This window comes from Calidithermus terrae (genome assembly GCF_003574345.1).
GTDB lineage: Bacteria > Deinococcota > Deinococci > Deinococcales > Thermaceae > Calidithermus > Calidithermus chliarophilus.
This window is the reverse complement of the sequence record NZ_QXDL01000123.1, coordinates 1-12,424: the sequence shown is the minus strand read 5'-3', so window position 1 is coordinate 12,424 and position 12,424 is coordinate 1. Positions and strand designations below refer to the sequence as shown.

General features: G+C 73.5%; 10 protein-coding genes and 1 pseudogene. All 11 read right to left on the bottom strand.

What is annotated here, in order from left to right; all coding sequences use genetic code 11:
- Window positions 1-386: pseudogene (locus Mterra_RS13720) on the bottom strand (hypothetical protein); the annotation flags it as partial.
- Window positions 383-1,210 carry a hypothetical protein gene (locus Mterra_RS23170; protein ID WP_245971632.1) on the bottom strand — a complete coding sequence of 276 codons (828 nt, stop codon included), beginning with the start codon at window positions 1,208-1,210 and terminating at the stop codon, window positions 383-385. The gene Mterra_RS23170 and the pseudogene Mterra_RS13720, both read right to left, overlap by 4 nt.
- Window positions 1,203-1,769, bottom strand: a complete 567-nt coding sequence (gene pilO / locus Mterra_RS13710; protein ID WP_119315685.1) for a type 4a pilus biogenesis protein PilO — start codon at window positions 1,767-1,769, stop codon at window positions 1,203-1,205. Before pilO ends, Mterra_RS23170 begins: the two co-directional genes overlap by 8 nt.
- A complete protein-coding gene (locus Mterra_RS13705) occupies window positions 1,759-4,380 on the bottom strand; it encodes an ATP-binding protein (RefSeq protein ID WP_119315684.1) in 2,622 nt (873 codons plus the stop codon). Before Mterra_RS13705 ends, pilO begins: the two co-directional genes overlap by 11 nt.
- A 317-nt stretch (window positions 4,381-4,697) precedes the next feature.
- Entirely contained in the window at window positions 4,698-6,335 is a 1,638-nt protein-coding gene (groL, locus tag Mterra_RS13700; RefSeq protein WP_119315683.1) for a chaperonin GroEL, read from the bottom strand.
- Between the two features lie 112 nt (window positions 6,336-6,447).
- Window positions 6,448-6,744, bottom strand: coding sequence for a co-chaperone GroES (gene groES, locus Mterra_RS13695; RefSeq protein WP_027892655.1), 297 nt, complete (start codon window positions 6,742-6,744; stop codon window positions 6,448-6,450).
- Window positions 6,745-6,877: 133 nt separating this feature from the next.
- On the bottom strand, window positions 6,878-7,672 hold the full coding sequence (locus tag Mterra_RS13690) for a TrmH family RNA methyltransferase (protein WP_119315682.1): 795 nt from the start codon (window positions 7,670-7,672) through the stop codon (window positions 6,878-6,880).
- A gap of 30 nt (window positions 7,673-7,702) precedes the next feature.
- Entirely contained in the window at window positions 7,703-8,128 is a 426-nt protein-coding gene (locus tag Mterra_RS13685) for a hypothetical protein (protein WP_119315681.1), read from the bottom strand.
- 67 nt (window positions 8,129-8,195) lie between these two features.
- Complete coding sequence (locus tag Mterra_RS13680; RefSeq protein WP_119315680.1) at window positions 8,196-9,116, bottom strand: acetate and sugar kinases/Hsc70/actin family protein; 921 nt, start codon at window positions 9,114-9,116, stop codon at window positions 8,196-8,198.
- A 24-nt stretch (window positions 9,117-9,140) separates the two neighbouring features.
- On the bottom strand, window positions 9,141-9,986 hold the full coding sequence (locus tag Mterra_RS13675; RefSeq protein ID WP_119315679.1) for an SDR family oxidoreductase: 846 nt from the start codon (window positions 9,984-9,986) through the stop codon (window positions 9,141-9,143).
- 4 nt (window positions 9,987-9,990) lie between these two features.
- On the bottom strand, window positions 9,991-12,309 hold the full coding sequence (locus Mterra_RS13670; protein ID WP_119315678.1) for a bifunctional acetate--CoA ligase family protein/GNAT family N-acetyltransferase: 2,319 nt from the start codon (window positions 12,307-12,309) through the stop codon (window positions 9,991-9,993).
- Window positions 12,310-12,424: the final 115 nt, after the last annotated feature.

Below are 12,424 nucleotides of genomic sequence, written 5' to 3'. Positions count from 1 at the left end.
GCGGGGGCCTGGGCACCCTGGGGCTGGGGCTTGGGCCCCTGAGCCGCGGCGAAGGCCTCGAGATCGGCCCTGGGCGCGACGACGATGAGCCCGCTGGGGAGCACCTTGTAGTCGAGGTTGCGGGCCGCACCCATGAACAGCCCCTCCCACACCTGGCGGAAGGGCTTGGACTTGACGTCGAGGGTCACTTTGGCCTGCAGCTCGGGCGCCTGGGCCACCACCACCGACAGGCCTGCACTCCTGGCGAGGATTCTTATAGCATCTCCAAGGCTGACGCCGGCCCGCACCTCCACGCTGACCGGCACGTCGTAGGCCTTTCCCGGCGGCAAGCTCCCGGCCAGGGCCAGCGAGCCCGCCAGAACGCACAGCCACACGTAGCGCTTCATGGCGACACCTCCAGATACGCCCGCTCCCTGCCGCGGGCCAGCTCCACCCGGCCGGGCTCCACGCGCACCAGCCGCACGCCCTCCTCCAGCTCCTCCCCGGCGCGCCACAGCCCGCTCACCCCGTCCTTGGAGAGCAGCACTGAGGCCTCCTGGCCCAGCGAGACCGCCTCCAGCCGCCAGCCCGCGCGCACGAGGTAGCGTTGGAGCGTCTCGGGCTGGGGCCGGGGTTGGGGCTGAGCGACCGGGGACGGGGGAACAGGCAGGGCGGGCAGCTCCAGGCGCGGCGCGGGGGCCACCGGGACCTCCCGGTGCACGGCGGCAGAGCCGCCGTCCCGAAGGGGATCGTCCGTTCGATCGTCCGCCCGCACAGCCCCCGGAGAGCCCGACGAGCCCACCCCGGCGATGCGCGCGTAGGCGCGGAAGGGGTCGGCCCCCGGCTCAGGGAGGGGACTCGCCGCCGCCTCTCGGTGTACCGGCGCCAGCCGGTCCCGAGGGGGATCGTCCGGCTGGCGCGGGCGGTCAGCGGCTGGGCCGCTGGGGCTCGAGGGGGCCTGCGCCGGCAGCGCCTGCACGGTGGGCAGCGGCTGGGCCGCGGCGTGCGCAGGGTCTGCTCCCTGCTGTGCGGGCGTCACCGCCTGGGGGGGCTCCTGCGGGGCCGGTACCCGCAGCGCCCAGAGCCCCGCCAGCAGCAGCGCGGCCGCCAGGACCGCTCCGGGCACGACCGCCGGCGTGCGGCCCGCCCGTCCCGAGGGGGGGCGCACGGACGGGGGCCGGGGGAGCCGCGCGCGGGCCCGCCCCAGCGCCAGGGTCCAGCGCTTAATCACCGGCGTAGTACGCTTCCAGGACCATCTGCGCACGGACCTTCCCCTCCTTCTCGTCGCTCAGGGCAAATTTCACGTCCTTGAGGATATTCAGCCGCCCGCCACCCTGCAGCGCGTTCATGAGAGCGAGGACCCGCTCAAAGGGGCCGGTCAGCTCCAGCGGGGTCACTACCTTGGGGAAGGCCCCGTCCTGGCCGAGCGTGGGGCTCAGCGGCCCGACCTCCACGCCCCAGCGCTGGGCGAGGTCGCCCACGGCCTCGAGCAGCCCCGCGTAGTCCTCGCGCGCCGGCAGCCGGGCGCGCTCCTGCTCCCAGCGCGCCTGAAGCTCGCCCAGCCGCCGCTCCAGGCCCCGGTTGGCCTCCGCCAGCGCCTCGAGGCGGGCCACCTCGGCCCGCGCCCGCAGCAGCTCCTGCCGCGCCTCCACCAGGCGCCCGGCCTGCCAGGAGAGCAGCCCCACGGCCAGCAGCAGCGCCCCGCCCAGCGCCAGCGCCAGGGCCGCGCCCGGCGCCAGCTTCAGGCCCGCGCCCGGCCGGCTCCCCTTCCGCGGGGGCTTAGTCGCCATGCTCCACCCCCTGGGGGCCCGCCGCGGGGCCGGCGTCGCGCCGCTGCTCCAGGGTCACCACGAAAGCCCAGGCCGCCCCGCGCCGCTCCAGGCGGGTCAGCCGCACCGTGCGGCCCTCCCCCTCCCAGCGGCGCAGGAAGGCCTCGAGGTCCTCCCGCGCGGCGGCCGCCCCCTCCACCGAGTAGCGGTAGGCGTCCCTGTCCGGCAGCAGGGCCAGCCGCGCCAGCCCCGCGAGCCCCTGGGCGGCGAACCAGTCGCGGCGCTGGCGCGCGGCCTCGAGGTCGCCGCTGATGCGGTCGGCCTCCAGGGCGAAGCGCTCGGCCAGCTTGCGCTCGCGCTGCCGCGCGTGGGCCTCCCGGAGGGCCTGCAGGGCCTCGCCGGTGCGCCCGGCGGCCTCCAGCGCTAGGCCGTAGGCGAACCAGGCCTCGGCCTGCTTGATCCCCTCGCGCTCGCACAGCCGCAGGCACTCCTGGGCCGTCTCCAGCGCGGCCTGGGCGTGCCCCGACTGCGCCTGGGCGCGGCTGAGGTAGGCCAGGGCCGCGGCCAGGAACTTGACGTCGCGGCTGGCTCGAGACAGCTCGAGGGCGGCCTGGGCGTTTTTGAGGGCCAGGATGGGCCCGTGGGGCGGCTGCCAGGTGAGGTAGAGGCGGGCGAGCTTGAGGTGGCTCTCGGCCTGCCACTGCAGGTGCAGGCGGTGCCGCAGCAGCTCCTGCGCCTCGAGCATCAGCGCCTCGGCCTGCTCGAACTCGCCCTCGTCGGCCAGCACGTCGGCCAGGCGGAGCTGGACGACCGCGTAGCGCAGGGTCTCCCCGGACTGCAAGGCCAGGGCCTTGGCCTCCTGGAGGCAGGCCTTGGCCCGCTCGCGCAGCCCCAGGGCGCTGGCGGTGCTGGCGTGGTTGATCAGGTTCGCCAGGGTGGCCTGCGTCGCGCCGGCCGAGCGGGCGAGCTCGAGCAGGCGCTCCTCGGTCTGCAGGGCCTGGGCGTGCTGCCCGCGGTAGGTCTGGATCTGGCCCTGGAGGTTGAGCGCGGCGATCTGGAGCGCCGGGGGGAGCGCCTCCAGGCCGGGCAAGCCCTGCAGGAGGCGTTCGGCCTCGTCGAGGCGGTTCAAGAAGGCGTAGCCGGCCCCCACGGCGAGGCGGGTGCGGGGCCGGGCCCGGGCCTGGTGGCCCGGCTCCTGCTCCCACAGCTCGGCGGCGCGCTGCCACTGCCCGCTCTGGTCGCAGACGTAGATCTGGGTCTCCCACCAGCGCAAGGCGGTGTCCTCCGAGCGCGGCAGCCGCTGCAGGCAGGCCTCGGCCTCTTGGGTGTGGCCCTGCCCCGCCAGGAGTTCGGCCAGCAGCAGGACGGCCTCGGGGTCGGGGGGCACGGCCGACGCGGCGACCTCGGCGAGCCGGACCGCCCTCGAGGGGTCGGTGCTCCGGAGGGCCAAAGCCGCCCGGAAAGCCCGCTCGGCCTGGGCGGCTCCGCTGCTCCACCTCACCGCCTCCGCCAGCCAGTGGGCCTGCCCCGGGTGGTCCCCCCGGGCCTGCGCGCTGCCCGCGGCGGCCTCGAGCAGCCGCAGGGCCTCCTCGGGCTCCGGGCGGGCCGCCTCCACGAAGCGGGCGGCCTCCTCCGGCTGCCCCGCCAGCGCCGCCATGGCCCGCCGGGCGTAGGCCTGCCTGCGCGCCGGCGGCGTCTCCCGCGCGGCCACCTCCTGCAGCAGCGGGTGGGCGAAGCGGTCCTGCCGGAGGATCCCCTGCCGGGCGAGCGACCGCCGGGCCTCGGCCAGGCCCGGCGGCTCGAGGTCCGCCGCCCGGGCCCACAGCGCCTCGAAGCCCTCGCCGTAGAGCCCGTCGGGCAGGAGCGCCCTGGCCTCGACGGCGGCCCGCTGCGCCGACCCCTCGGCCAGGCCGGCGAGGGTGCGGGCGAGGAGCGCCTCGACGCTCACGGGGACGAAGCCGTCGGGAGGGGTGCGCCAGCGCCAGCGCTGCCCGTCCGACCAGAAGAAGCCCTGCCGGGCGAGGTAGCGCCAGAACTCCAGGGTGAACAGCGGGTTGCCCCCGGCCCGGGCGAAGATCCAGCCCAGGCCCTCCCGGGGCAGGGGGGCCCCGGCCTGCTCGAGCAGCAGCCGCTCCGACTCCTCCGCGCTCAGCGGCTCGAGGCGGTAGCCCTTGAAGGGCTCGAGCGGCTCGCCGCGGCTGGTGACCAGCAGCCCCACCCCGCGCAGCCGCGCGACGGCCTGGGCCAGCTTTTGCACGAGCTCGAGGCGCTCGGCGGGGGCTTCGTGCAGGTCCTCGAGGTGCAGCACGAAGGGCGCCAGGGCGGCCAGGGTGGCGGCGAGGGTATCGACCAGGGTGCGGGCGGGCACGTGCTGGCTCTGGATCAGCCGCTCGCGCTGGGCGTCGGTCCAGGCAGGCCGCCGGGGGGGGCGGGGTAGGGCGAGGACGAGGGCGCGGTCGGGGAGCGTCGCCTGGAGGCTCAGGCTAGCGCAGGGGGTCTCCCGGAGCAGGGCCTGGGCGGTGAAGGTCTTGCCCACCCCGGCCTCGCCCCACAGCCACAGCGCCTGGCCCGGCCGTTTCGAAAGCACCGCCCGCAGGTGCCGCTGAAGCTGGGTGATGGCTCTCTCGCGCACGCCGCTCTCCGAGGTCTCGGTGGGCCCATCATACGGGCTGCGGCGTTACGGGCACGTTACCCGCGCGCCGGCCTCGAGCGAAAAGCCTCCGGGGTCTCCCGGAGGCTCCAGCGCTCGGCGCCGGGTTTATCGCGTTTTCCACGAATACCCCGCAGGGCCGACCGGGCCGTGCGGGGTATTCGTGGGAACCGCTTTATACCGGCTTCACAAAGATACTCTTCGAATCCGTCAGAGGTACATCTTTGTAAAGCCCAGGGCACTCCCTTCGGCCGGGGTGGATAGCCTCCCATCGGGAGACTATCCACCCAAACCTGGTATTAGAAGTCCATGTCGCCGCCCATGCCGCCGGCGGGGGCAGCAGGGGCCTTCTTGTCCTCGGGCTTCTCGGCGACCACGGCCTCGGTGGTGAGGATCAGGGCGCCGATGGAGGCGGCGTTCTGCAGGGCGGTACGGGTGACCTTGGCGGGGTCAACGATGCCGTACTCCATCATGTCGCCGTACTCGCCGGTGGCGGCGTTGAAGCCGTAGGTCTTGTTGTCCTGGCCCAGGATCTGGTTGACCACCACGCTGCCCTCGAAGCCGGCGTTGGCCGCGATCTGGCGGGCGGGCTCTTCCAGGGCGCGCAGCACGATCTTGGCGCCGGTGGCCTCGTCGCCCTCGAGCTCCTTGATCAGGTTGCGCACGGCGGGCACGGCGCGCAGCAGGGCCACGCCACCGCCGGGCACGATGCCTTCCTCCACGGCCGCGCGGGCGGTGGAGAGGGCGTCTTCGTAGCGGTGCTTCTTCTCCTTGAGCTCGGTCTCGGTGGCGGCGCCCACGCGGATGACGGCCACGCCGCCGGCGAGCTTAGCCAGGCGCTCCTGGAGCTTCTCCTTGGCGTACTCGCTGTCGGAGGTCTCGAGCTCGCGCTTGATGCCGTTGATGCGGGCGTCGATGTCCTCCTTCTTGCCCTTGCCGCCGACCACGGTGGTCTCGTCCTTGTTGATGCGCACGCGCTCGGCGCGGCCCAGCATGGAGAGGGTGGCGTTCTCGAGCTTGAAGCCGAGCTCCTCGGAGATCACGGTGCCGCCGGTGACGGCCGCGAGGTCCTTGAGCATCTCCTTGCGGCGGTCGCCGAAGCCGGGGGCCTTGACGGCGGCGATGTTGAGGGTGCCGCGCAGCTTGTTGACCACCAGCGTCGCCAGGGCCTCGCCCTCGATGTCCTCGGCGATGATGAGCATGGGCTTGCCGGTCTGGGCGACCTGCTCGAGCACGGGCAGCAGCTCGCGCACGTTGGTGATCTTCTTCTCGGTGATCAGGATGTACGGGTCATCGAGGCTGGCCTCCATCGTGTCGGCGTTGTTGACGAAGTAGGGCGAGATGTAGCCCTTGTCGAACTGGTAGCCTTCGACGAAGTTCAGCTCGGTGTCGAGGGTCTTGCTCTCCTCGACGGTGATGATGCCCTCCTTGCCCACCTTCTCCATGGCGTCGGCGATGAGGTTGCCGATCTCGGTGTCGTTGTTGGCCGACACCGAGGCCACCTCGAAGATGGCCTTCTTGTCGTTGACGGCCACGGCCATGCTCTGGATCTCGCGGGTGGCGGCCTCGACGGCGCGCTCGATGCCGCGCTTGAGGGCGAGGGGGTTGGCGCCGGCGGCCACGTTGCGCAGGCCCTCGCGCACGATGGCCTGGCCGAGCACGGTGGCGGTGGTGGTGCCGTCACCGGTGATGTCGTTGGTCTTGGAGGCGATCTCGATGATGAGCTTGGCCCCGATGTTCTCGAGGTGGTCCTCGAGCTCGACTTCCTTAGCCACGCTCACGCCGTCCTTGGTGATGGTGGGGGAGCCGAACTTCTTCTCCAGCACCACGTTGCGGCCGCGGGGGCCCAGGGTCACCTTCACGGCGTTGGCTACAGCGTTCACGCCGCGCTCGAGCGAGCGGCGGGCAATTTCGTCAAACACCAGCATTTTAGCCATAGTTGTGCTCCTTTCAGTCGCGTCGAACAGCGTCTAGGGTCGAGGGTCAAGCCTCAAGAGCCAGGCCTGCTGTCTTTGGGCTCTCGGCTCCAGGCCCTTGACTCCCGACGGTTTAGATCACGGCCAGCAGGTCGCGCTCGGAGAGGATGATGTACTCCTCGCCGTCGATCTCGATCTCGGTGCCGCCGTACTTGGCGAAGACCACGGTGTCGCCTTCCTTGACTTCCAGCGGCAGCTTGGTGCCGTTGTCCAGCACGCGGCCCGAGCCCACGGCGATCACTTTGCCCTTCTGGGGCTTCTCCTTGGCGGTGTCGGGGAGCAGGATGCCGCCCTTGGTGGTGGCCTGTTCTTCGATGCGCTGGACCACGACGCGGTCACCCAGGGGCTTGAGTGCGGTTTTGGTCGCCATAATTCCTCCTTTGACAGTCATGGGTTTAGAGTGTCAACCCGAGAACACAGTATTAGCCCTTGGTGAACAGATTGTCAAGAGTCCAGGCTATCAATTTGAGTGTGGGTCAATCAACTTTATAAGGTATAGATATTCACCCGCGGCGCTGGCGCAGGGCCTCGTAAAGGAGCAAAGCGGCCGACACCGACACGTTGAGGCTGTCGGCCTGGCCCTGCATGGGTATGCGGACGGTGCGGCGGGCGGCCTCGAGCCAGGCCGCGCTGAGGCCCTCGTGCTCGGGGCCGACCGCGAGGGCGACCGGGCCGCGCAGGTCGGCGTCCCAGTAAAGCTGCTCCGCGTGGGGCGTGGCCGCGACGAGCGGGATGCCGCGCCCGGCCAGCCACGCCAGCACCTCCCCCTCCGAAGCGGCCACCGTGGGCAGGCTGAACACCACGCCGGTGCTGTTGCGGACGACCTGGGGGCTGTACAGGTCCACGCCCCCTACCGCCACCGCCGCGTGGGCCCCGGCGGCGTCGGCGCAGCGGAGGATGGCCCCCAGGTTGCCCGGCTTCTCCAGCCCCACGCCCACGAGCACCAGGGGGTCGGGCGGGAGGGTGAGGCTGTCCAGGGAGCGGCGGGGCAGGCGGGCGAGGGCGATGACCCCGGCCGGGTTCTCCCGGCCGGAGAGCTTCTTCAGCGGCGCTTCGGCCAGGGCGACGAGGCGCAGGCGCTCCAGCCGCGCGAGGGTGCGGCAGAGGGCTTCTTCCTCCGGGGTGAGGGCCCCGTCGCGCACGAAGGCGAGCTCGAGCTCGACCCCCGCTCGCAGGGCCCGCTCGACCTCGCGGGCGCCTTCGATGAGGAACTGGCCCGTGCGCTCGCGCTCCTTGCGCTCGAGCAGCCGGGCCAGGGCTTTGACGCGCGGGTTGGCCGCGCTGGTGATGAGCTCCACGCCAAGAGCCTAACACCTCCCCGCGGGGCGTCAGCGGGGCAGCAGCGGCCGGAGGCGGTTGCGCACCTGCTCGTAGTCGAAGACGAAGACCGAGCCCTGGGGGGTGGTGAGCTCGAGCAGGTTCTCCCCCTCGCCCACGATCTTGCGCAGCAGCAGCAGGCCCGGCGGGTCGAAGAGCTCGAGCTGCGCCGCCGTGTAGGACTCCTCCGCGGCCGGGTAGGCGACCCGGGCCACGCCGGGCAGGGCGGCGTCGAGGGCGGTGGCCTCGGGCTCGGGGCTTTGGAACTCGAGGGGGAAGTCGTACTCGTCGTGCAGGGGGTGCTCCTCGAGGCGGGCGAGGGCCTCGGCGAACTCCAGCGCCGAGGCCCAGATCTTCTCCTCGTTGATGCCGTCGCTGAGGGTCAGGCCCAGGTTGTCGTCGGCGAGCCTGGCGGAAAAACCGAGCGGGGCTTTCATGGGGGCACGATAGAGCCCCAAGTTGAGCCGCAGCTTAGCGGGCGGCAGGCCCCGTCCCGGGCGCCGCCTACACGCTCAGGGCTGCCCCCAGCGCGGTCGCCCAGCCGCTGTAGGGGGGGATGAGGGGCCGGGGCTCGACGAGGTAGAACTGCCAGACCCGCTCGAGCGCCTCCTGCAGGGGCTCGAGGTCGGGGAGGTGGCCCACGACGACGATGCGCTCGAGGCCGTGGGCCTTGGCCGCGTTGAGCGCGATCACCCCGATCACCTGCCCCACGACGGTGAACAGCCCCGCCGCCAGGTCTTCGCGGCTGGGGAGGCGGTCGGAGGTGGCGACCCGGCCGAAGTTCACCGCCGTGGCCGAGGCGGGCAGGTGCCCGATCCCCCCGCCGATGGCGTCGGCTAAGGTCGAGTCCACGCCGCCGGGGTCCCCGGCCTTGGCGAGGCGGGCGATCTCGAGCGGGTCGGCGGTGCCCAGCAGCAGCCGCCCCAGCCCCAGCAGGGTGCCCCCGCCCACCGCGCTGCCGGTGACGTGCTCGAAGCTGCCGTCGCGGGCCGCGATCATGGCGGTTCCGGTGCCCGCCGAGACCACCAGGGCTCGCACGAGGTTCCGGGGGGTAGCGGTCCGCGGCTCGTTCCGGGGGGTAGCGGTCCGCGGCTCGAGCTCCTGGGGGGTAGCGGTCCGCGGCTCGAGCTCCCGCGGGGCGGCCATCCCCGCCAGCGCCAGCCCGCCCCGCCCGATGGCTTCGGCCTCCCCGACCTTGTGCACCGGCACGCCGCCGAAGCGGTCGGGGAGGGTGCGGTGCAGGCCGCCCGTGGTGGCGATGGCGGAGAGCTGGGCGGCGGCGAGGCCCCCGGCCTCCAGGGCGTGCTCGAGCACCTCGAGGCGGGCCGGCCCCGCGTGGTGGAGGGTCCACTGGCGCACCATGCGCCCGTCCTCGACGAGCACCACGTCGGTGTTGGTCAGGCCGAAGTCGATGCCGAGCTTCATGGGCCTGAGCTTACCGCATCGGGCTCAGGCCGGGAGGGCCAGCGCCTCGCGCACGCCGCGCAGCCGCGTGCGCAGCAGGCGTTGGGCCAGGCGGCTGTCGAGGGCGGTGTTGCGGGCGCGGGGGCCTGGGAAGGCGGCGGCGGAGCCGGAGGGCAGCGGGGCGGGGTCGAGGCCCCGGGCCCGCACCAGCAGGCGGCCGAACTCGAGCCGGCTCAGCACCTCGGGCCCGGCCACGTGCAGCACGCCCTCGTAGGGGTGTTGCACGAGCTCGAGCAGCGCGGCGGCGAGGTCCTCGACCGCCACGGGGCTGCGGAACTCGTCGCGGAAGAGCACGCCCTCGGCCTCGCCGCGCAGCAGGCGCAGGGCGAAGGCGCTGTACTTGTCGGGGGGCTCGAGGCGGCAGCCGTAGACGAGCGAGGTGCGCACCACCAGGCCGCCGGGGTGCTCGAGCACCCGCCGCTCGGCCTCGAGCTTGGCCCGGCCGTACGCGCTCAGGGGGTTGGGCTCGTCGTCCTCGCGGTAGGGGCGGCCGGCCTCCCCGTCGAAGACCACGTCGGTGGAGAGCTGGACGAGCCGCGCCCCCAGGCGGCGGGCGAGCCGGGCCAGGTGCCCGGGCGCCTCGGCGGTGAGGGGGGCGAGGTCGGGGCCGGACTGCGCGTAGGCGGTGTTGATCACGGCGTCGGGGCGGAGGGCCTCGAGCGCCTCCCGCGCCGCCCCCGGGTCCCGCAGGTCGAGCCGGACCCAGGCGGCGGGGCAGGGGAGGGGCGGCTGGCGGAAGTGGCCGGCGGCCACCTCCCAGCCGAGCTCGAGCGCCTGCCGCACCAGCTCCCGGCCCACATAGCCCGTGCCCCCGGTGACGAAGAGCCGCACGGGATCAGGATAGCCCCTGGAGCTCGAAGCGGGCCCGGGTGACGCGGTAGCCCCCCGGCCCCGCCCGCAGCTCGAGCCGCACCTCGTGCAGCCCGGGCAACTCCTCGACCATCTGCGAGACCCGCAGCAGCAGGTCCTGCAGCGCGGCGGCGTCGGCCTTGCCCGCGAGCGCGGGCACCATCTCGGCGGCGTCCTGGTCGGAGAGGGGGGTGATGCGCACGGCGAGGAGCTGCGGCCCCAGCGGCAGACCGGTCAGGCTCAGCGAGATCACCGGGCCGAAGAGCTCGTCGTGGCGCACCTCCAGCCCCAGCGCCAGCCCCTCGGCCTCGGGGGCCTGGGGGATGCCGAAGAGCCCCAGCAGCCGCTCGGCCTCCTGCGCCCCGAGCTCGCCCCGGCGCCCCTGCAGCAGGGCGCGGGCGGCCTCGAGGTCGGGCTCGAAGTCGGGGAACTCGCCGGTGGGGCGCGCGCGCCAGCGGGCGTGGGCCACCGTGAGGCCCAGCGCGCGGGCCGCCGACTCGGGGAAGCGGTAGACCGGCACCTGCTCGCGCCCCGCCTGGAAGAGCATCCGGCTGGCGGTCATGAAGCAGCTCAGCACGGTCTTGGCGCTCCCCGCGGCACGGGCCTCGAGCAGGGCCTGGCGCAGGGCCTCGGCCACCTCGAGCGGGTCGGAGAAGCCCATGGGCACGAAGAGGGCCATGGCGCTGTCGTAGCGCTCGTCGTGCAGCACCTCGCGGGCGGCCTGGCCGAACTCGTCGGGGCCCGCCACCGAGCCCAGGTCGTGGTGGGTGACCTCGAGGCCCATCGCCCGCAGCGCCTCCACCGCCAGGGTGCCGGGGCCGCTGGCGTTGGAGACCAGGGCCACACGGTGGCTGCCGTCGGGCCGCACGGCGGGGGCGGGCTGGTGCGCGAGCAGCGCGGCGGCGTCGAACATCTCCTCCAGGCTCTCCGCCCGCATCACCCCGGCCTGGGCGAAGAGGGCCTCCACCACCGGGTCGCGGCCCGGCCGCACCACCAGGATGGGCTTCTTGCGCCCCACCCGCCGCGCCAGCCGGGCGAAGCGGCGGGGGTTGCCGAAGGACTCGAGGTACAGCAGGATCAGCCCGGTCTCGGGGTCGTCCTCCCAGAACTGCAGCAGGTCGTTGCTCGAGACGTCGGCCTTGGCCCCCAGGCTCACGAAGCTCGACAGGCCCAGCCCCACCTCGCGGGCGTACTCCAGCACCGCCAGCCCCAGCGAGCCGCTCTGCGAGGAGAGCGCCACGTTGCCGTGGGCGGGCATGGGCACCAGCCCCGCGGCGAGGCGCACCTCGGGGTGGGTGTGGATGAAGCCCAGCGAGCCCGGCCCCACCAGCCGCATCCCGTAGCGGCGGCACACCTCCACCAGCGCGAGGGTGGTGGGGCGCTCGAGGCGGATGGTGAGCACCACGATGGCCCGCACCCCCCGCTGCCCGCAGGCTTCGGCGGCGGCCACCACCTGGTCCGGCGGGGTGGTGAGGATGGCGAGGTCCACGGGCCCCGGGATGGCCTTGACCGAGGGGTAGGCCAGGATCGAGCCCACCACCAGCACCTCGCCCGCCGCGGGCGAGGCGGCCGGGTTGACCGGGTAGACCGGCCCGGCGAAGCGGTTCCTGACCAGGTTCTCCAGCACCCGGTAGCCCACGCTCTCCGGGTCGCGGCTGGCCCCCACCACCGCCACGCCGCGCGGCCGGAAGAAGGGGTAGAGCGAGGCCAGCGTCGCCACCTGGTCGCGCCACTCGAAGCGGGCCACGGTCTCGGCGCTGGGCTCGATCTCGAAGGTGACCTCCACCTCGCCCGCCTCGTTCTCGGTGTGCACCTGGAAGCCGCTGCTGCGGAAGACGTCGAGCATCTGCCGGTTCTCCAGCAGCGTGAAGGCGTGGAAACGCCGGATGCCCCGCCGCGCGGCGATGAGGGCTAAGCGCTCCAGCAGCAGCGTCCCCAGCCCCTTGCCCTGGTACCAGTCGTCCACCAGGAACGCCACCTCGGCGCTGTCGGCGCCGGGCCCCTCGGGCACGAACTCCCCGGTGGCGATGATGCGCTGGGGGTCGCCCGCGAGCACCACCAGCGTGAAGCGCTCCTCGCCGGGCTTGTGCTTGAGCAGCAGGTCCACGGCCGTCTCGGGGCTGATCTCGGAGAAGAAGCGGTACTGCCGGGCCTGGGGCGAGAGGCGGTGCAGGAAGTCGAGGAACAGGCCCCGGTCGGCGGGGGTTGCCTGGCGCAGGAAGGCGGTGCGGCCGTCCTTGAGGAGCACCGGCCCCGACTCGAGGCCGTGCTGCGGGGTGGGCACTGGGTAGTAGCGGTCGGGCATGGGTTTCTCCTCCGGTTAGGGTGCTCGGCGCGCCAGGGGCGTTCGCCCGAGGAAGGGGACGGGGCCAGCTCTCCCCGTATTCTCCAGGCTGAGGCCCCGCCCCAACAACCTCCCC